This window comes from Vulcanisaeta distributa JCM 11217, from assembly GCF_001316005.1.
Classification (GTDB): domain Archaea; phylum Thermoproteota; class Thermoprotei; order Thermoproteales; family Thermocladiaceae; genus Vulcanisaeta; species Vulcanisaeta distributa_B.
This window is the reverse complement of record NZ_BBBJ01000001.1, coordinates 313,063-330,841: the sequence shown is the minus strand read 5'-3', so window position 1 is coordinate 330,841 and position 17,779 is coordinate 313,063. Positions and strand designations below refer to the sequence as shown.

At 45.8% G+C, this 17,779-nt stretch carries 20 protein-coding genes, 1 tRNA gene and 7 pseudogenes; 18 read left to right on the top strand and 10 right to left on the bottom strand.

What is annotated here, in order from left to right:
- Window positions 1-46 precede the first annotated feature (46 nt).
- The 6 genes and pseudogenes from JCM11217_RS01965 (at window position 47) to JCM11217_RS01945 (ending at window position 4,859) form a co-directional block, all read left to right on the top strand.
- Window positions 47-724, top strand: coding sequence for an AAA family ATPase (locus JCM11217_RS01965; RefSeq protein WP_243678031.1), 678 nt, complete (start codon window positions 47-49; stop codon window positions 722-724).
- Window positions 676-867, top strand: a pseudogene (locus JCM11217_RS12740) (magnesium chelatase); the annotation flags it as partial. The gene JCM11217_RS01965 and the pseudogene JCM11217_RS12740, both read left to right, overlap by 49 nt.
- Window positions 864-1,958 carry a DUF58 domain-containing protein gene (locus JCM11217_RS01960; RefSeq protein ID WP_054841877.1) on the top strand — a complete coding sequence of 365 codons (1,095 nt, stop codon included), beginning with the start codon at window positions 864-866 and terminating at the stop codon, window positions 1,956-1,958. The pseudogene JCM11217_RS12740 and the gene JCM11217_RS01960, both read left to right, overlap by 4 nt.
- Window positions 1,959-1,963: 5 nt before the next feature.
- Window positions 1,964-2,503, top strand: coding sequence for a hypothetical protein (locus JCM11217_RS01955; protein WP_054841876.1), 540 nt, complete (start codon window positions 1,964-1,966; stop codon window positions 2,501-2,503).
- Window positions 2,504-2,525: 22 nt separating this feature from the next.
- Window positions 2,526-3,697: pseudogene (locus JCM11217_RS01950) on the top strand (acyl-CoA dehydrogenase family protein).
- Window positions 3,694-4,859 (top strand): annotated as a pseudogene (locus tag JCM11217_RS01945) (acyl-CoA dehydrogenase family protein). The pseudogenes JCM11217_RS01950 and JCM11217_RS01945 overlap by 4 nt, the downstream one beginning before the upstream one ends.
- Here JCM11217_RS01945 and JCM11217_RS01940 read toward each other — a convergent pair.
- A complete protein-coding gene (locus tag JCM11217_RS01940; protein WP_054841875.1) occupies window positions 4,860-5,513 on the bottom strand; it encodes a uracil-DNA glycosylase in 654 nt (217 codons plus the stop codon). It abuts the pseudogene before it with no gap.
- A 51-nt stretch (window positions 5,514-5,564) separates the two neighbouring features.
- On the opposite strand from JCM11217_RS01940, the gene JCM11217_RS01935 reads away from it, so the two are divergent.
- From JCM11217_RS01935 to JCM11217_RS01925, 4 genes and pseudogenes are all read left to right on the top strand, one after another.
- Window positions 5,565-6,014: a pseudouridine synthase gene (locus JCM11217_RS01935; RefSeq protein WP_054841874.1), complete on the top strand. Its 450-nt coding sequence runs from the start codon at window positions 5,565-5,567 to the stop codon at window positions 6,012-6,014.
- Between the two features lie 50 nt (window positions 6,015-6,064).
- Window positions 6,065-7,190: pseudogene (locus JCM11217_RS01930) on the top strand (tryptophan--tRNA ligase).
- A gap of 35 nt (window positions 7,191-7,225) precedes the next feature.
- On the top strand, window positions 7,226-7,426 hold the full coding sequence (locus tag JCM11217_RS12735) for a hypothetical protein (protein ID WP_243678019.1): 201 nt from the start codon (window positions 7,226-7,228) through the stop codon (window positions 7,424-7,426).
- Entirely contained in the window at window positions 7,378-8,259 is an 882-nt protein-coding gene (locus JCM11217_RS01925) for a membrane dipeptidase (protein WP_243678018.1), read from the top strand. Before JCM11217_RS12735 ends, JCM11217_RS01925 begins: the two co-directional genes overlap by 49 nt.
- Window positions 8,260-8,283: 24 nt before the next feature.
- Here JCM11217_RS01925 and JCM11217_RS01920 read toward each other — a convergent pair.
- The 3 genes and pseudogenes from JCM11217_RS01920 to JCM11217_RS01910 form a co-directional block, all read right to left on the bottom strand.
- Window positions 8,284-9,494: pseudogene (locus JCM11217_RS01920) on the bottom strand (fructose-1,6-bisphosphatase).
- Window positions 9,495-9,609: 115 nt separating this feature from the next.
- Window positions 9,610-10,590, bottom strand: a pseudogene (locus tag JCM11217_RS01915) (DNA cytosine methyltransferase); the annotation flags it as partial.
- Between the two features lie 46 nt (window positions 10,591-10,636).
- A complete protein-coding gene (locus JCM11217_RS01910; protein WP_054841909.1) occupies window positions 10,637-10,888 on the bottom strand; it encodes a hypothetical protein in 252 nt (83 codons plus the stop codon).
- A 166-nt stretch (window positions 10,889-11,054) separates the two neighbouring features.
- Between JCM11217_RS01910 and JCM11217_RS01905 the strand changes: the two genes are divergently transcribed.
- The 5 genes from JCM11217_RS01905 to JCM11217_RS12720 all read left to right on the top strand — a co-directional run bounded on the left by JCM11217_RS01905 (window position 11,055) and on the right by JCM11217_RS12720 (window position 13,060).
- Window positions 11,055-11,645: an alpha/beta hydrolase gene (locus tag JCM11217_RS01905; RefSeq protein ID WP_054841872.1), complete on the top strand. Its 591-nt coding sequence runs from the start codon at window positions 11,055-11,057 to the stop codon at window positions 11,643-11,645.
- Between the two features lie 93 nt (window positions 11,646-11,738).
- Window positions 11,739-12,257, top strand: a complete 519-nt coding sequence (locus JCM11217_RS01900; protein ID WP_054841871.1) for a hypothetical protein — start codon at window positions 11,739-11,741, stop codon at window positions 12,255-12,257.
- Window positions 12,235-12,441, top strand: a complete 207-nt coding sequence (locus JCM11217_RS12730; RefSeq protein ID WP_243678017.1) for a hypothetical protein — start codon at window positions 12,235-12,237, stop codon at window positions 12,439-12,441. The genes JCM11217_RS01900 and JCM11217_RS12730 overlap by 23 nt, the downstream gene beginning before the upstream one ends.
- Window positions 12,438-12,731, top strand: coding sequence for a hypothetical protein (locus JCM11217_RS12725; protein WP_243678016.1), 294 nt, complete (start codon window positions 12,438-12,440; stop codon window positions 12,729-12,731). Before JCM11217_RS12730 ends, JCM11217_RS12725 begins: the two co-directional genes overlap by 4 nt.
- On the top strand, window positions 12,719-13,060 hold the full coding sequence (locus JCM11217_RS12720; RefSeq protein ID WP_243678015.1) for a hypothetical protein: 342 nt from the start codon (window positions 12,719-12,721) through the stop codon (window positions 13,058-13,060). The genes JCM11217_RS12725 and JCM11217_RS12720 overlap by 13 nt, the downstream gene beginning before the upstream one ends.
- A gap of 40 nt (window positions 13,061-13,100) precedes the next feature.
- Here the strand turns inward: JCM11217_RS12720 and JCM11217_RS12715 are convergent.
- The 5 genes and pseudogenes from JCM11217_RS12715 to JCM11217_RS12700 form a co-directional block, all read right to left on the bottom strand.
- Window positions 13,101-13,207 (bottom strand) — tRNA-Thr (locus JCM11217_RS12715).
- A 42-nt stretch (window positions 13,208-13,249) separates the two neighbouring features.
- Window positions 13,250-13,733 (bottom strand): annotated as a pseudogene (locus tag JCM11217_RS01890) (PaREP1 family protein).
- 66 nt (window positions 13,734-13,799) lie between these two features.
- Window positions 13,800-14,159: a hypothetical protein gene (locus tag JCM11217_RS12710; protein ID WP_243678014.1), complete on the bottom strand. Its 360-nt coding sequence runs from the start codon at window positions 14,157-14,159 to the stop codon at window positions 13,800-13,802.
- Window positions 14,160-14,204: 45 nt separating this feature from the next.
- Entirely contained in the window at window positions 14,205-15,005 is an 801-nt protein-coding gene (locus JCM11217_RS12705; protein ID WP_243678013.1) for an MFS transporter, read from the bottom strand.
- On the bottom strand, window positions 15,002-15,238 hold the full coding sequence (locus tag JCM11217_RS12700; protein WP_243678012.1) for a hypothetical protein: 237 nt from the start codon (window positions 15,236-15,238) through the stop codon (window positions 15,002-15,004). Before JCM11217_RS12700 ends, JCM11217_RS12705 begins: the two co-directional genes overlap by 4 nt.
- Window positions 15,239-15,317: 79 nt before the next feature.
- Between JCM11217_RS12700 and JCM11217_RS01880 the strand changes: the two genes are divergently transcribed.
- The 3 genes from JCM11217_RS01880 (at window position 15,318) to JCM11217_RS12690 (ending at window position 16,960) form a co-directional block, all read left to right on the top strand.
- Window positions 15,318-16,346 (top strand): mandelate racemase/muconate lactonizing enzyme family protein, encoded by a 1,029-nt coding sequence (locus JCM11217_RS01880; protein WP_243678011.1) that lies wholly within the window; start codon window positions 15,318-15,320, stop codon window positions 16,344-16,346.
- Between the two features lie 34 nt (window positions 16,347-16,380).
- A complete protein-coding gene (locus JCM11217_RS12695; RefSeq protein WP_243678010.1) occupies window positions 16,381-16,527 on the top strand; it encodes a hypothetical protein in 147 nt (48 codons plus the stop codon).
- Between the two features lie 175 nt (window positions 16,528-16,702).
- A complete protein-coding gene (locus tag JCM11217_RS12690; RefSeq protein WP_243678009.1) occupies window positions 16,703-16,960 on the top strand; it encodes a hypothetical protein in 258 nt (85 codons plus the stop codon).
- On the opposite strand, the gene JCM11217_RS01870 is transcribed toward JCM11217_RS12690, so the two are convergent.
- On the bottom strand, window positions 16,955-17,776 hold the full coding sequence (locus tag JCM11217_RS01870) for an ABC transporter substrate-binding protein (RefSeq protein ID WP_054841870.1): 822 nt from the start codon (window positions 17,774-17,776) through the stop codon (window positions 16,955-16,957). The genes JCM11217_RS12690 and JCM11217_RS01870 overlap by 6 nt on opposite strands.
- Window positions 17,777-17,779 lie beyond the last annotated feature (3 nt).

Genomic DNA, 17,779 nt, shown 5'->3' with positions numbered 1-17,779 from the left:
GGTCAAGCTCCTCTTTGCATGTTTAATTGCTGGTGGTCACGCCCTGATTGAGGGCTACCCAGGACTTGCCAAGACTACTTTAGTTAAGGCATTCGCAAAAGCCCTTGGTCTCTCCTTCAGTCGTATTCAATTCACACCTGACCTACTGCCCAGTGACATAACGGGTTCCCTAATTTTCAATCCCAAGATTGGAGATTTTGAGGTCAGGTTTGGCCCCCCCATCTTCGCGAATGTGGTCCTTGCTGATGAGGTTAATAGGGCTCCTCCTAAGGTTCAGTCTGCTTTGCTTGAGGCTATGCAGGAGGGTCAGGTAACAATTGGTGGTAAGTCGTATGAACTACCGAAGCCATTCATGATAATAGCTACTCAGAATCCGATTGAGCTTGAGGGAACATACCCACTACCAGAAGCACAACTAGACAGATTCATGATAAGAATAAAACTAGGATACCCAAGTGAGGATATAGAATTGAAGATTGCGGAGAACATAGACCTTGGTAATGTTAATTCGATTAATACCGTGGTGAGTAAGGAGGATGTTGATTTGCTTCAATCACTAATGCACTCGGTATACGTTGATCAATCAATAATTAGGTACATAGTGAATTTGATAAGGCTACGAGGAATGCCCGCGATGTTAAGCTTGGAGCAAGTCCAAGGGCTGCGCAGGTACTTAGTAAGTTGGTTAGGGCCTGGGCTTTGTTGGATGGTAGGGATTACGTAATACCCGATGATGTAAAGATTCTGGCGCCGTACGTCCTGAATCACAGGATCATAACTCTCGGCACTGACAGTACAGTATTAATTAGGCAGTTGCTTCAGCAAGTGCCAACGCCACTCATGGAAAGGGTGCTTCGTAGGTCATGATACGCGTAATACCAAGTAATAAATTATTAATTACGTACCTAGTACTCTCTGGCATCACCTACATTGGTTTACTGACCAATAACCTATTCGGTACATACTTTGGTTTAATGCTCTTCATAGTATTTACATCATACATATTATCATGGTACCTACTAGCAATGCTAGTTGCTCTGTATTCACGGTTAGTCTTTAGCCAGAGTAGTGTGGAGCTTACGGTGGATTCGTCAACATCGATTAACGCGATTATCTCATCAAGTATGCCAATGCGATGGGAGGCGAGGCTTAACCTAATTCATTCACCTCACATTCAATCTAGTGCACTGAATATTAGGGTTAATTATGAATTTACTGTGAAATTAACGGGTAGGTGGATTGGAAGCGCTAAAATCATCGGTGGAATAATGGAACTGAGGGATCCACTGGGATTCCTGTCAATTCAAAGGTTACTTCTCTGTGATTGTGTCGATGTTGTGGTAAGACCAAGACAGCTAATTAGTGCCTCCGGTAAGATTGGTGTTGGTGGTTATGCCGAGCATGGTTTATCAATGGAGGGTAGGCTTGGTGATTTTAGGTCGCTATCGACTTACGACTACGAAAAACCTGCCTCATCAATACACTGGTTAACGAGTGCGAGGGTTAGCGAATTAATGATGATTAATAGAAGCGATTATGGATCATGCCCAATATTCGTAGTTAATGCATCATCAAGAATGTTGATACCGCAGAATGGTAAGAGACCCATTGATGATGCCCTGCAGGTAATAAGTGATTCAACTAGTTATTGCGGTGAGGTTAGGGTTATACTTATGCGTAGGGGTCACGTTGAGGAGAGGGTTATGAGTAGAGGTGGTATTCCATACCTAGAGCGTGAGATAAGAATTAACGTCATCAGCGTTTCTAATGAAGATAATGTGCTTATGGACTTGCCAGGTTATTTTCGTAAGTATTTAAGTAAGGATGAATTATTAGGCATAGCATATATTAAGGCTCCCATGGATGATGAACCATTAATTGAGGATTTAAATAAGGTAATTAACGCGATAGGCGGTAAGAATAGAATTATTTTATTGAATCTTAAGGCGGGCGGTTGACGCGTATGGTAAGGCTGAACTACTATATCTCATACATGATAGTTAGTATTGTGTGGTTAATACTTGAGTTGGTATTAACGCGGTATAGTCAATGCTCAGGTATGGCATTCCTTGGCATAATAATTAACATTATATCCATGGTAATAGCATCATACAGATCCACGTATAGTAACTACCTATTCATAATTAATATGGCATTACTAACCATCACCGGCTTCCTGGTACCATCAACTTTAATAGTGCCATACACGGTTACACTAATGATAAGTATTGCATTATACCTACTGTTAATTGGAATTCTTGAGCCTTATTCTCTACTTCTATCCCTGCTCATAATATACCTCTCATACATCATGGAGAGGATACTCATGAAACTTTCAGTATTCAATGGACTAAGGTCATTGGTTGAGGAGGTCGGTATTAGTGCGGTTTCGTTTATGGCATTACTTACCTGGTATCTTTCACTATTTATAATCTCAATAATCATAGTATTACTAATAATGTTTCTAAGTAAGAAAGCACTAACTCCTAGTAATACTTATTAACATAGTAATTTTATTAAGTTATATGCCGGATCCCTTCCTAACCGATGAGCACCAGCTCATTAGGAATAGTGTTAAGGAGTTCGCTGAGAGATATATAGTACCCATAGCTAGAAAGATGGACCTTGAGGACTACTATCCGAGGGATTTAATTAGGGAGCTTGGTAAGCAGGGCTTCCTAACGCCATCCGCACCGCCTGAGTATGGTGGGCCGGGCATTGATCTTAGGGGGGGTAGTGTTGTGGTTGTTGAGGAGTTGAGCCGATACAGCCCAACCCTAGGCTTCATAACCGAGATAGTAAATGACAACATAGTATATGCACTGCTCAAGTACGGTAGTAGCAAGCAGAAAGAGGAGATACTACCAAAGATCGCCAGTGGTGAATGGGTTGCATCATACGCCTTAACCGAGCCCTGCTGCGGCACTGACGCAGCGGCCATAGAAACAAGGCTGAGAGGAGGGGGGGTGGTGAGTGGGTCATAAACGGTAGAAAGATTTGGATAACGCAGGGAGCCTATGCAGACGTTTACCTACTCTTCGCGAGGACAGGACCCAAGGAGGCTAGGCACAAGGCGGTAACGGCATTCATCGTGAGAAGGAGCAATTGCGTTGAGGTTAGTAAATTAGAAATGATGGGTATGAGGGGGGGTGCTGGCGAGGCTGAGGTTAAATTCAATGACTGCGTAGTTGGTGATGATGACGTATTGGGTAAGGTCAATGAAGGATTCAAAATAGCTATGGTCACACTGGACCTAGCTAGGATTGGCATTTCGGGCGTGGCTGTTGGGCTTTCTCAGGGAGTGCTTGATGAGGCACTTGAGTGGGCTAAAACAAGGACCGCCTTTGGCAAGCCATTGATTGATTGGGAGTGGATTCAATTCCAGTTAGCCGACATGAAAACGAAGCTTGAGATTGGCAGGACTGTGACTTATAAGGCTGCTTGGCTTTATGATAATAAGGATCCATTATTCGTACTCTACGCATCAATCGCTAAGTTATACACGGCGCAGATGGCCGTTGAAATAGCGAGGGATGGTGTTCAAATACTCGGTGGCTTCGGATACTCAAAGGAGAGCTTCTCCGAGAGGGCTTACAGGGATGCCAAGGTCCTTGAGATTGCTGAGGGCACCAATGAGGCGCAGAAAATAGTAATTCACAGAATACTGACGAGAGGACTGCCAGAGGTAGAACTATGATACCGATAAGGCATCCATCACTAACGAAGGAGCATGAAAAGTTCATCGAGTTAGTTGATGAGCTAAGTAGGAGGTTTATAGAGCCCGTTGCCGACAAGATAGATAGGGAGAATTACTACCCACGCGAGGTAATTAGGGAGTTGGGTAAGAATGGCGTATTGGCCCCAATATTGCCGAGGGAGTATGGTGGTTATGGAATGGATGTTTTAGGCACGGCATTATCTATTGAGGTTATATCGAGGTATAGTGGATCAATGGGAATATTAACTGAGGTGCAGGGATTCCTGGTAACGGACGCATTCTATACATATGGCAATAAGCAAATGAAGGAGGAATTAGTTCCTAAGCTGGCTAGGGGTGAATTAATAGGTTCATTTGCGCTCAGTGAGCCTTGCTGTGGTAGTGATGCCGCAGCTATCGAGACCAAAGCCGAGAGGAGGGGGGGTGGTGAGTGGGTAATCAATGGGAAGAAGATGTGGATTACCCAGGGGGGGCTTTATGCCGATGTATACATAGTGTTCACGAGAACAGGACCTAAGGAGGCTAGGCATAGGGCAATAACGGCATTCCTAGTAAGGAGAAATAAGTGCATTGAGGCAAGCCCAATACACGTCATGGGCATAAGAGGGACGGGCACATCCGAATTGACATTTAATGATTGTGTGGTTGGTGATGATGATGTTGTTGGTAAGGTTAATGAGGGTTTCAAAATAGCCATGGAGGCGTTGAATTTAGGTAGGATTGCCGTGGCCTCCGTGACCCTAGGCCTCTCAGAAGCCGCCCTTACGGAGGCACTTGAGTGGGTTAGGAATAGGAGGGCCTTTGATCAACCAATGACTAATCTGGAGTGGATTCAGTTCCAGTTGGCGGACATGATGGCTTACATAGAGACCATGAGGTCCATAGTATACGATGCGGCGCTTCACTTTGATCGTAAGTACGAGGATTACTATGCGTTTGCATCAATAGCTAAATTAACGGCTGTGCTCCTGGGCATGGATGTAATTAGGAGGGCCGTACAATTAACCGGGCTTATGGCGTTTGGAGCAATAGTAAGTTGAACAGGATTTATAGGGATGCCAAGTTAATGGAGATTGGTGAGGGTACAAACGAGGTTCAGAGGATGGTTATTTACAAATGGTTAAGTAAGTACCTAGGCTAATTAGCAACCGGCATACTCCATCGCCATCCTTAAAACACGTACTAAATCCTCAATTCTCAACCTACCTGTATTTGTATTTCTTGGGCTTGGATGATAACTCATGAATATTCTAATCCCATCAAAGTCTATGTAATTACCATGCCTAAACTCAGCCTTAATACCCAGGGCCAGCTTAATACCGAGAAACGCTATGTGTCCAAGGGTTATGATTGCCCTGGGCCTAACATGCTCAAGTTCATACCTAAACCAATTGTTCACGCAGGTGTGAATCTCCTCATTATTTGGCCTGTTGTCGGGTGGTGCGCACTTAACGACTGATGTTATGTAAATGCACCTAACCGTAACACCATCATCCCTGGAAATACTATAGGGCTTATTAGACAAGCCAGCCTCGTATAAGGCCCTAAATAGGAATTGAGCACTGCTATCTCCAGTGAACATACGCCCAGTCCTATTACCACCATGCGCAGCCGGTGCTAACCCAACAATCATTATCCTGGCATTACCCAGGTCACCCCATGGCGGTACTGGCTTCCTCCAATAATTATCATTCATAAACCTTGGCAGTGGCTTAACGCTCTCCCTATAACTCACTAGTCTTGGGCATGCTCTGCACTGTATTAATCTACTTACGAAGTCGTTATACCAACTCACAGCGCTAATGCTTAAGCCTTAAAATTAAGTCATTGCTTTTAGTGTGGAGGGATGGATCAATTAACTAGGGATATAATCAGGGGAGTATTGTCGTACATTTATGGACCTAGTATATTAAAGAGATTAAATGGTGAGCTTAAGATTGAGGTTAGCAGGACGGGTGGTTTAAGGAGAATTTACCTGGGTGATGAGCTTATTTTCACGATTAGGGCTAGCGATGGGCGTCCATTACCAACATTAGAGGGTGCGCGGTTGATTGATAAGGTGGTTATCGTGAGTAGGGAAGCCGCTCCATTCGTGAAGCAGGGCAGGAGCGTCATGGCTAGGTTCGTCATTGACGTTAGAAATGCCGTTCCCGGCGATGAGGTGGCCATTTACTCAGAGGATGGTGAGTTCCTCGGTGTTGGTAGGTTGTTACTCTCTAAGGATGAGGTGTTAAGTGTTGGCAGGGGTGTCGTGGTTAAGTTACGTCATCACGTAGGGACTTCTGAGGTTAAGTAGCCAATAATGCTTATATTTACTAAATTCTCTATGGGTACGGTGGTTATTATCTGGCGAATGAGTTCACAGTAACGCCCTGGGAGGTAAAGGGTAAGGTAGACTATATGAGGCTTGCCCGTGAATTCGGCGTTCAATTAATAACGGAAAACGAGATCAACACGCTGCGTGAATTAACGGGTGAGGTTCACTACCTAATAAGAAGAGGGTTCTTCTACGCACATAGGACCTGCAGTCAATACTGAGTCGGCAGAGGAGCGGCCTAAGGTGGGCGTTGTATAACGGCAGGGGGGGTCCCAGCGCTGATCTGCACATTGGCCACCTGGTTCCCTGGATGCTTAGTAAGTGGTTTGTGGATAAGTTCAATGTTGATTACTTCTTTGAGTTAACGGATGACGAGAAATTCCTGGTCAAGGAGGGATATACCCTGGAGCAAACGAATAAGTACGCCTACGAAAATGCCCTGGACCTAATAGCCCTAGGCTTCACGCCAGATAAGCTGCACATAATTATTGATAGTGAGGACATTAAGTACCTATACAAGATAGCCGTTAGGTGGGTAAGAAATTAACCTTATCAACCGTGAAGCACACCTTCGGCTTCACGGACTCAACCAACGTAGGCGCGGCCTTCTTCCCAACACTGGAGATATCAGTCGCCTTCCTACCTACCGAGCTATATGGTGAGCAGGTGCCTGTACTAATACCAACCGCTATCGACCAAGACCCATACTTCAGGCTCGCCAGAGACATAGCCGATGAGTTGGGGTATCCCAAGCCATCCACGATATATAGCAAGTTCATACCTGGATTAACAGGTGAGGATAAGATGAGCGCCTCAAACCCGGACTCGGCAATTTACGTAACCGACAGCGAGAAGGACGTTAGGAGGAAGATAATGAATGCGCTAACGGGTGGTCAACCGACGGCAGAGCTTCAGCGTAAGTATGGTGGTGACCCAGACAACTGCGTTGTCTATAAGTATCACCTATTGTTCCAGGACAGCGATGAGAAGGTTAAGAGGATCTATGAGGACTGCAAGGCTGGGAAGTTACTATGTGGTGAGTGTAAGGCAATGCTCTTTGAGAGGATTAGGGAGTTCATGAAGGAGCATAATGAGAGGAGGGAGAGGGCTAAGGACGTGATTGAGCAATACAGAATCTCCGTAAAGTTTAGATAATACTTAATTAGGGTCATTGCATTAATACTAAAGTCATGGTTAATTACCCAATTATTGACTTACATGAAGACATAGCGTATTACCTAATGAACTCTGGAAGGCTTGAGGAGGAACTTCAGGATTTCGACGTCGATGCGCCTGGCAGGCAATCGGACATACCTAAGCTCATTAGGGGGGGAACGTTAAGGTGGTCTTCAGCGCCGTGTTCCCAATACATGATACGTATAACCCAATGATTGGTGAGAGGATATCCTCAGGCTACGGGACACGATCAATAAAGTCTTACACACCAGCGGCGTCCAAGTTAATAGGCCTTGAAATGATCAAGATTTACCTAATACTGGCAAAGAGATTCGGTAATAGGCTTAGGATCATTGAGAATTATTCCGACATTGAGCAGGTGATGAATAGCGACTTAATAGGGTTGTTGATCTCTGTTGAGGGTGCTGATGTGCTTGACGACATCTACGACTTATTACTGCTTCATAGACTTGGTGTTAGGGCCTTGGGCATTACCTGGAACTTTGACAATAGGTACGGCGCATCATGCTTCACGAGGAAGGACTACGGATTAACGGCAGACGGTGAAGAATTAGTCAAATTGGCCAACGAACTCGGCATAATAATTGACCTAGCTCACGCGAGTAGGAATACCATGATCGATGCATTAAATACTTCCAAGAGACCTGTCATAATTAGCCACGCGAATGTCCAGGGTGTTCATAAGCACCTGAGGAATGTTGATGATGAAGTGCTGGAGCTCCTCGTCAGGAATCATGGTGTGATTGGTGTAACGATGATACCATCAACGATAGGGCCAAGGCCAAACACGGATTCACTGGTTAGGCATGTACTTTATATACGCGAGAGGTTTGGGCCTGACATAATAGCCATTGGGACCGACTTCTTGGGAATCGAGAAAACCCCCCCCGAGGACTTAACTAACATTGGCGAGATCACGAAATTCCTAAATAAACTAGCTGAGTATGGAATTAGCGATAGCGACATTAGGAAGATAGCCTTTGAAAACGCCCTTAGGTCCTTAGAAATAATCTCTCATGAATTTTAAATCTCCCTTTAATAGCTAAGTACTTTAATCATGGCTTGGGCCCGTGGCTGCCTGACCACTTGCCTGTGATGTTACGAATTGAATGTACTGAAGCCTATTCTTCTCATACTCATCAACCGGTATTGGCTTAAGCTTCGATAGAATTTGTGGTAATGTCGTGTACTCCATCTCCTCAGGCGGCAGTCTATGCGGCATTACAGGCCCCATCCTCCTTATGTAATCCGTTATCTGAGCAGCCAATTGCTACTATAGTCAAAGGCTGGGTCATCAAATAGGTCCACAGGACCCTCCAGGTAACCATCATGTAGCTGGAAGCCAAGGGCTATGACCTTTGGCGGTCCATCGAACCTAGTCATCTTTGGGCCAAGGGCTATCTTCCTCTCCTGGTCAATACTCACCATCTTTGCGGGCATTAATGGACCAACATGGCTACCCCTCATCCAACCCTCAACCAGGTGTGGGTAAGCGAAGGCCTCGAGTACCTCACCAACCGCTGGTAAGCCATGCTGAGCCCTAACCATGGCCACTGGATCGTCCTTACCAACATAGCGGCCGGCGATTAAGTTCAGCCTCTCAACGCTCGTCACCGAGGCCTGTATTAAGTCAGACTTCCTGTAAATCCTCCTTATTATGTACCTACCTGGCGTACCTATTAAACCCAGTATGTCATAACTATTCTCAGGGGCATCAAGCAGGTAAACCTTACCCTCATATACGTCCAGGATTTCAAACCTAAACCCCCCCTGGTGCATTGCTGGGTCTATGACTAGGCCAGCCGTGTTAAACGGGTCGGCGAATATCCTATAGAATGGTAAGTTGAAGGCCCCCGGCTCTGTCTTATCCGCAGCAAACACAACAAGTGGTTCACTGGGTCTCTCCTCAAACTCCATCTCAGCAACCTGTGGGCCTAGGCCCCTAATGTTCCCGCTGAATGTGTCCTTAAGTAAGTCCTGACCAGCTCCATAAAGCTTAACCTTCTTTGCGATGTTCTCCGTAGCCTCCTTAAATATCGACCAAGCAAGGCCATGGATATCAGGGTTATTCTCACCCTTAGTGTGTGTCATGAGTAATGACATGTCATCGCCGACGTTATAAACAAAGTAATCAATCAACAAACCCCTCTTCTGCTCCTCCCTAAGCCTATCGGCTGCGAATTCAAGTATCTTAGGATGCACCCATGCGTGTCCAGGTAAGCCACCTATGTCAGCCTTTATTATTGATACTGTGACCTTCATTATGGTTATTATTAAATCGATGTATTAATACTTTACCCTTATAACACTTTTAATTTTTATAATTATTTAATAGGGTAAAAAATGGGTATAAGAAATATTAATTCATTGACAAAGATCAAGTATCATTAAAATCAACCTCCTCCAGGTATTTAAGTATAACTCTAGCGATTGCGCGGGCTAATGGCGGTGGTACGGCCTCACCTATCTGATTAAATTGGGAGTCCTTTGGACCAAAGAATACGTGGTCATCAGGAAAACCCATGAGCCTTGCCTGCTCCCTAACGGTTAATACTCTATCCTCAAATGGATGCACAAAACGCACACTGCCCATAACCGTTGGCGCGGGCTTCCACGGATTAAGCCTCACGAAGTTCCTAAACGATCCTGTGGCGCCCCCCCTGAACCTGTAAAGGGCATCATCCCAGCCAAGCTTTGATATACCCTTAATCTTCCTATCACTAACGGTTACATACTCATGATTAGGTATTCTGGGATCGCCAGGCTCAGGTAGATCACCAATGGCATCCCACACAGTTAACACCCTACCTAACTTCTCAGGCCTTATCGGTACATTGCTAATGAAGACCCTACGCCTAATGCTCGGCGTCCCGTAATCCTCAGCATGAAGCACATTGAAGTAAATCCTCTCATAACCAACCCTGGCAAACTCATTAATTAGGGAATCCCTCAATGGACCATCCATTATGTGAACCACATTCTCAAGAACAAAGACCCTAGGTCTCAACTCACCAACGAGCCTAATGAACTCGAGGGTCAACCTACCAAGTTCATCAACATAAAGCCTATCGAGTGGGTCCTTAGCCCTCCTTGGGTTAGTCTCAGTAAATGCCTCACAGGGACTGCCACCAATTACCACGTCAGGCCTACCACCAATGTACTTAATAATATCCTCACCCCCCCTAACATTCCTAACATCATCAACGAGCATCACAGCCTCCGGGAAGTTATAACTATACGTTCGCGCCGCATTAATGTCAATTTCCACACCAAGTGCTACGTCAAAGCCCACATCCTTAAACCCCCCCCTACTAAATCCCCCCCCTGCCCCCCCTGCGAATAAATCGACTACGGTATACCCCCCCCATTACCGCATTAGGCATGTAATCCCATTTATTTTAATCCTAATCCTCCTCCTGCTCGCTCTCTGTTTCGTATAAGTTATCAAGAAGTTGCTTAACATAATCCTCCTTAAGCTCCTTCTCCTCCTCACTAGGCCCCCCCTTCTCCTCATAACTCTCCACGATAACCGCGCCCTTCTTCTCAACACTCTTCTTATCAACATAGGACTTAGCATCACTACTCTTCAGCTCCTCCTCATAACCGCACCTCTGGCACCTGAGGTAAACCTTTCCCTCCTTCTTAACCGGAACCATCAAGCCTCCACATCTAGGACAAAATTTCATTGCGAATTAACGCAGACAAAGAACTTACTTAAAAACCTTATGACCACCTTAACCAGGGATTACACAACAATGTAGATAAGGCGTAATTATTGAAGCCCCGAAAAAGTAAAATAAAAGGTTGATTTAGGTCTAGGTCGTGAGCGAGAACTGGATAATAGTAAATGGCCGGTCAGTGAGGTACTTAGTGCATGGTGAGGGTAAGCCGATGGTCATGGTCCATGGGCTCAACTTCAGCGCTGATGATTGGATTAATTGCTGCGGCAATGACTTTGAAGGCCTTAAAATATACGCGGTTGATATGCCGTATGGCCCTAAATCGAGGAGCGACCACTTCATGCCGAGGAATGATGATGACTACGCAAACCATCTTTACGCAATAGTTAAGGCCTTAAACATTGAGAACCCCCCCATACTTATTGGGGGGGCCAGTTTAGGTGGTGAGACGGTCCTTAGGTACTTGGCACTTAATTACCCGGCAACTGCGGGTATTGTGGTTGGGCCTGTCAGGGTGCCAAGCATTAACCTATCCAGGATTAAGGTACCTGTAATGGGCATTTGGGGGGGTAGTAATGATAGGGTCTCGGGTAGGGAGAATATGGAGGCCATGAGGAGGGCTGGCTTTAGGGTTGAGGTTATTAATGGTGCTGGTCACCCCGCCTATCTTGATAGGCCTAGGGAATTCGTGAGGCTCGTGCTTGATTTCCTCAGATCCATTAATGTCGTTTAGCATTTATTGGTAATTAATACCCATGTATTATCTACGTAATAATTACTTATTATAAGGCATAGAATAATTTAATGCTGGTTTATAGCCTATACCGTGGATAGGGTTGACCTGGCCTACGTAGTTGGTGTTGTGCTCGGTAAGGAGGACGTTGATGGCATTAGGGTTGCGTATACCACATACACGAGCACCCTGGGTAAGTGGGTTAAGGATCCTGAGGGTGTTGTTCAATACCTAGTGAATATTGGTAAGGCTAAGGTCGTTAGGAGTGGTCAGGGTAGGAGCGTGATATTGACGGATAGGGAAATGATGAGTAGGGTGAATAACCTATTAACGCCCAGGGAGGATGTTGATCCATTGACGCTGGTTATTGAGGGCATTAGGAAGTTGGCGAATCCACTGTCTGGCTATGCGGATATTGGTGATGTTATTAAGTACATAGAGGGTAGGCTCAATGTACCCACTAAGGAGGCTGAGGAATTCCTGGTTAAGGTAATTAAGTTTCACAGGGGTAGGTTCGTGTTTGCACACGGTGGTTCCCGTAGATTAAAAATTGGTTCCTCATACTATGGCTTGATAAAGGTGGTGGGTGATGCAGAGGCTCTTAGTTCCTAATAGGGGGGGCTCGAGTATTAAGTTGCTTGGCCCATCATGGAGGGCTGCCAGGGAGAAGTTATTAAGCATGATTCATGAGGATTATCAATTAATTGCGATAATCGGTAGGGCAGGCGCTGGAAAGACAACGCTACTTCTCAGCCTTGAGGGCGTGAGTGACGGCGTCTTTATGTACGCGACATGACTGAGGTTAGGGATAGGGACTTATCGGCGATTGTATCCACGGTATTCGCAGACAACATACACGTGATTAGGGATATACAGGATAAGCTGAAGAAGGCAGGCGCTAAGGGATTGCTCAAGGCCTTTGCCAAGGCAAGCCCTGATGAGGTTGTTGAAAGTGCCAAGCTCAAGCCAATGGAAACCCTGAAATTACTTAATGATGCAGTGGAGTTACTGGGCATGACACCGCTGGTTATTGGGTTGATGAGGGCTTACTTAGTCAGGATGATCCAAGGGCTATGGACTTCATAAATTCCATGCATGCATTTAGGAATAATATGCAGGCATTACCATCAACCAGGATAGTAATAACGTTACTCCCTGACGTGGTTAACCTAATATCGAAAGTCGACACACCACTATTTGACATATTGAGATTGGGCGCAATAACGCTGCCCGACTACGTAACAAGGGAGGACCTAAAGGAGGTTATTCAGGAATACGGATTAAGCGAAACCGAGATGGGAAAGATTGAGGCGTTAGGTCCATTAACCATGAGACAACTCATATGTCTAATGAACACGAAGATGGACGTAATAAAGTGCGGAATAGACACAGCAGGAGAAATATCGATAGAGTGAATATTTTCAGGGCATTATGATATGTGGTTAATAACTTTGTTGGAGCCCCCCCGGCCGGGATTCGAACCCGGGACCTCCCGCTTACAAGGCTTGCACGGGGGGCCCTCGCCCCCCCAGGGCGCTCCGACCGGGCTGAGCTACCGGGGCGGGAATGTGTTTCCCTGAGGAATTTTAAGCTTTTCGTGATGGTTATTGAACAGCTCTCTTCGTAAGTTCTCTAATTTTAATTATCAATGTCCTTATATCCCTAGCTGCAGACTCATCATCTGGGTATGGACTTAGTACGCCCTGTTTATCCGGCCCGTTGTATTGGTACTCATGCAACCATAGTGCCATGTTTGTGTATATGTCAACGTCACCGCCTATTACTTGAGCCACGGGTTTCAGTACGGTTGTTGGCATGACAGCTATGATCCAATAGGCCTTTTCGATCCTTGCCCTGAGCCCCCCTTAATTTCTTTGTGCCTGGGAATAACTTCCTTAATTCATTTATTTTATCCACGGCATATGCCGCCACTAGGGCCTTCCAGGCCTGGAATGCCTTGCCGGCGGCATTCCTTACGAGTCCCTGGTTTAAGAAGGACTCAGCGAGTTCGGCTTCGTACATCGCCTCCCTTAACCTGACCTCTCTGTACTTATTGAGGTCGAACCAAGGCTTGGGTAATTGCTCCACCATAGGATGGTGCCTATCCTCACTTAAAAATGCTTAGTCATTAATGGTTATGGAATACTCATGGTGTTACGGTTTATTCACTATCCTTCTTTGCTGTGTCATTGGCACCCTTGTCCTGCTCCAGGATGTTGCTATCGCCACGGCTATTAGGGCTAGGGATGCCCTGAACGCCATGTGTAGGCTGTTTATGAATGGCGCCATTAGGCTTGGCGTTAATACCGAGGTCCCCCCCACGAATATTTGGAAGGCGACACTCCTCGGTATCGCCATTGAGGAGACCACAATGGCTATTATGAAACTGAGCAATATACCTATATTACCAATCGTCCTGTTGGTTCCGGAGGCTATCCCGTACATGTCCCTTGGAACGTCTAGCATCACCATCTTGCCATTGGCCGCGAAGAACATGCCGGCCCCCAATGCCACTTATTGATGCGATTATTGTTATGTAGTAAAACGGCGTTGTTAACGTTAATAACGTGTCATACAGTACGTAGCCACGGCTTGAAGCGTGAGGCCTATCGATGCTATCACCCTGGCATCGGACTTATCTGCTAACCTACCACCGAGGGTCGCTGCTATTGAGCCGAGTAGGTAGCCAGGGACTAGCCATATGGACGCGTAGAATGGGTTTAGTCCCCTGACTCCCTGTAAATACATTATTAGCAGGAATAGTATTGCGTTGTTGGCCATGTACTGGAAGAAGTAGGAGAAGCTTGATAGTGTGAACATTTTGATTCTGAAGAGCCTTAGGCTTATTAATGGTGACTTCGCCCTGGTCTCTATGTATATGAATATGGCAAATAGAACTAGCCCCAATAGCGTCATTAAGCCCACGGCATTATTATAACCAACGCCAGCGTAAGTTATCCCGGCCATTGATAGGAGGCCGAGGGATAGCCCGAGGGTTATTGCACCGTATATGTCAAAGTCCTGCCTAACCCTGACATCCCTATCCCTTAGGTACATTAAGCCAATTGTGAAGCTAAATATGGCTATTGGCACGTTTATGTAGAATATCCACCTCCAACCAATGAATGTTGTTATAATACCGCCAGCCAGTATACCAGCCACTGCGCCCAGGTTCCAACCCATCGACGTTGTACCAAACACGAAACCCCTCTCCTCCGGCCTAAAGTAATCGCTGGCTATGGCCATGGTATTGCTGGTCATTAATGATCCGCCAAGCGCTTGTATAGTCCTAAATCCAATAAGCTCCATGGCGCTTGTCGATAAACCACATAATGCACTGCCTATGCCGAAGAGTATCATGCGAGATTAAACATTTTGGCCCTGCCCTTTAGGTCGCCGAGCTTTCCCAACTGTGTTGAGAATATTGTGACGGCGAGTATGTAGATTAGTATTACCCAAACAAGCGTGGATAAGTCGCTGTGTAATGCGGTTAGCATTACAGGTAGTGCTAGTACGACGATTGTGCTATCCAACGCCGTCATGAATGTGGCTAATGTAAGTAATGTCAAAACTATGAATTGCGTCTTATCCATTATGTACCGCTATTTTAGTCTCCTTTAAACCTTTATTATAGAAACCAAACCTTAAAAATGAGCACATTATTGGGATTGTATGACAACTATTAAGGACGTAGAGATATACCCAGTCAGTGATCTTGCCACGGCTAAAGCGTCGCCATGGGCCTCGGTCTCGATAATAGTTAGGGTCATTACAAGTGATGGGCAGGTTGGTTATGGAGAGGCCGTGCCCACTCTCAGGGTTAACCAAGTCGTTAAGGCCATTGAGGAGGTTAGGAGGTTTATGGTTGGTAAGGACCCGTTCAGGATTGAGTACCTATTCAGGGAGTGGTATAAGCATGAGTTTTACATTAGTCGTTCATTTGAGGCAGCCACAGCATATAGTGCCGTCGACATAGCACTACACGACCTACTAGGTAAGTACCTCGGCGCACCCATATATCAATTCCTTGGCGGCCTTGTTAATGAGAAGATTAAGGCCTATGCAAATGGTTGGTATAGCGACTGCGTAACACCTGATGACTTTGCTAAGAGGGCTAAGGAGGTTGTGTCCATGGGATTTAAGGCGATGAAGTTCGACCCATTCGGGCCGTATTTCGACCAAATGGATGAGGAGGGACTTGAGGAGGCTGTGGAGAGGGTTAGGGCTGTTAGGGAGGCTGTGGGTAAGTACGTGGACATACTTATTGAGACTCATGGCCGTTTCAACGTTAATACGGCCGTTAAGATGGTTAAAGCCATGGAGCAATTCGACCCGTTATTCATTGAGGAGCCGGTACACCCTGACCTGAACTTTGAGGGTCTTGCAAAGATAAAGGCTGCAGCACCTAGCGTCCGAATCGCAGTTGGTGAGAGGATAATTAGTGTTGAGGAGGCACTACAGCTTCTGGAGAGGGGTTTAGTGGATGTTCTTCAACCTGACATAACCAACGCCCTGGGCTTCACGGGTATGAGTAGAATCAGGGCTTTAACGGAGGCATACGGAGTCGAGCTAGCGCCACACAATGCCTTTGGCCCTGTACAGCATGCAGCGACTTTGCAGTTTGATGCGAGTACGTATAACCTGTTGATTCAGGAGAGCTTCTACGAATTTTGGCCCCCAGTGGAAGAGGGATATCATTAATAATGCCATTAAGCTTGAGGATGGTTATTACAGGGTGCCCAACAGACCTGGCCTTGGTGTTGACGTTAATGAGAAGGTTCTCACTGAGATGAGGTTTGAGGGTATGGAGCCATTCCATGAAGAGGAACCTGTCTGGGTCATAAAGTACATGGAAGAGGTACAGGTAATCCCGAGTTATTGATTTAAACTAGGCATTAAAAATAATATATTGTAATGTCAAACGATGTAAACGCGATAATAAGTCAACTCACGGATCTAGAAAAGAAGATACTGGCTCATATATACCACTACGGCCCAGACACGCCCTGCTACTGGCCAGGAGACTTCTTGGGGGGGCGGCTGGTTGGAGACCGATAGTGCCTGAGGATGAGGTTGAGAGGGCCATTCAACACCTGGTTCAACTGGGCCTGCTTCAGGAGTTTAGGGGTTCGCTTAAGGGTAGGGTAACATCGTCAGTTAAGCCCTGGCTAAAGGTTAAGCAGCGTAATCCTGAGAGGCGTGGTAGGGGGGGCATTTACTATGACTTAACGAAGATAGGCAAGAAGGTGGCTGGTGAGGTTTGGAAAAACTATGTTAGGCCAAATATTAAGAAGATACGTGGTGATAAGTCATAGGTAGGGCTTGTACCAAGGATCACCGAGGCTCGGCCTTGTTATGCTTGAGGTGTTCTTTACGAATTTCTCTCCATTTCTGATGGCGTTAATTAATAATTGAATGTCAAGTGGAAGGCTCGGTCCAAAGTGCGCGAGGACATCGTTCGGCGTATGTATTGTTGGTTTATTTATCCAATTCGTTTCCTGTGGTCTATAATCCTTGGTCTTCCCCCCCTCGTAAATCACCAGCTGCGGGTTAATTCTATTAATTATGTTTAGGGCGCCATCCTTATTTGTGATAAGCTCAACACATTTAAGGCCCTTGACATACCTGATGCCGACTTTATTAAGTGCTGATGCTATGTAAGATGCCTCGCAGGGTATTACATAATCACCAAGGGATAGTATGACCACCGCATCCTCCACATCAATGGAGTGTCTCAGTAGGTCCATGTATATACTAATCACCCTCTGTGACTCCTCATCCAGGTCGAGTAATTTACCTACCATCTCAAAGGAGCTCACAACAGCGTTTAAATTCACGGGCATTGGAACCGCAAGTACGGGGGCGATGCCGCTTAACGGCTCGACCAACTGCCTTTGTACTGGATATGAGAGTATTATTAAGTCGGGGCTTAGTTTTTTGATTGTCTCGATATCAGCTGATGTGAATGACCCTATCTTGACTGTCTTCATCGCTTCTCTAGGTCTGTAACTCCAGACGTCAGTGCCGACTACCCTATCGCCTGCACTGATTAAGAATAGGAATTCCGTTATTGATGGGTTGAGACTTACGATTTTACGTGGTGGGCCGTCTAATGCCTTTGTCAGTAGCACGGG

Coding starts and splice junctions, on each gene's coding strand:
- JCM11217_RS01960 (WP_054841877.1), top strand. CDS start 864: ATGATACGCGTAATACCAAGTAATAAATTATTAATTACGTACCTAGTA.
- JCM11217_RS01955 (WP_054841876.1), top strand. CDS start 1,964: ATGGTAAGGCTGAACTACTATATCTCATACATGATAGTTAGTATTGTG.
- JCM11217_RS01935 (WP_054841874.1), top strand. CDS start 5,565: ATGGATCAATTAACTAGGGATATAATCAGGGGAGTATTGTCGTACATT.
- JCM11217_RS12735 (WP_243678019.1), top strand. CDS start 7,226: ATGGTTAATTACCCAATTATTGACTTACATGAAGACATAGCGTATTAC.
- JCM11217_RS01910 (WP_054841909.1), bottom strand. CDS start 10,888: ATGGTTCCGGTTAAGAAGGAGGGAAAGGTTTACCTCAGGTGCCAGAGG.
- JCM11217_RS12730 (WP_243678017.1), top strand. CDS start 12,235: ATGCAGAGGCTCTTAGTTCCTAATAGGGGGGGCTCGAGTATTAAGTTG.
- JCM11217_RS12725 (WP_243678016.1), top strand. CDS start 12,438: ATGACTGAGGTTAGGGATAGGGACTTATCGGCGATTGTATCCACGGTA.
- JCM11217_RS12720 (WP_243678015.1), top strand. CDS start 12,719: ATGGACTTCATAAATTCCATGCATGCATTTAGGAATAATATGCAGGCA.
- JCM11217_RS12705 (WP_243678013.1), bottom strand. CDS start 15,005: ATGATACTCTTCGGCATAGGCAGTGCATTATGTGGTTTATCGACAAGC.
- JCM11217_RS12700 (WP_243678012.1), bottom strand. CDS start 15,238: ATGGATAAGACGCAATTCATAGTTTTGACATTACTTACATTAGCCACA.
- JCM11217_RS01880 (WP_243678011.1), top strand. CDS start 15,318: ATGACAACTATTAAGGACGTAGAGATATACCCAGTCAGTGATCTTGCC.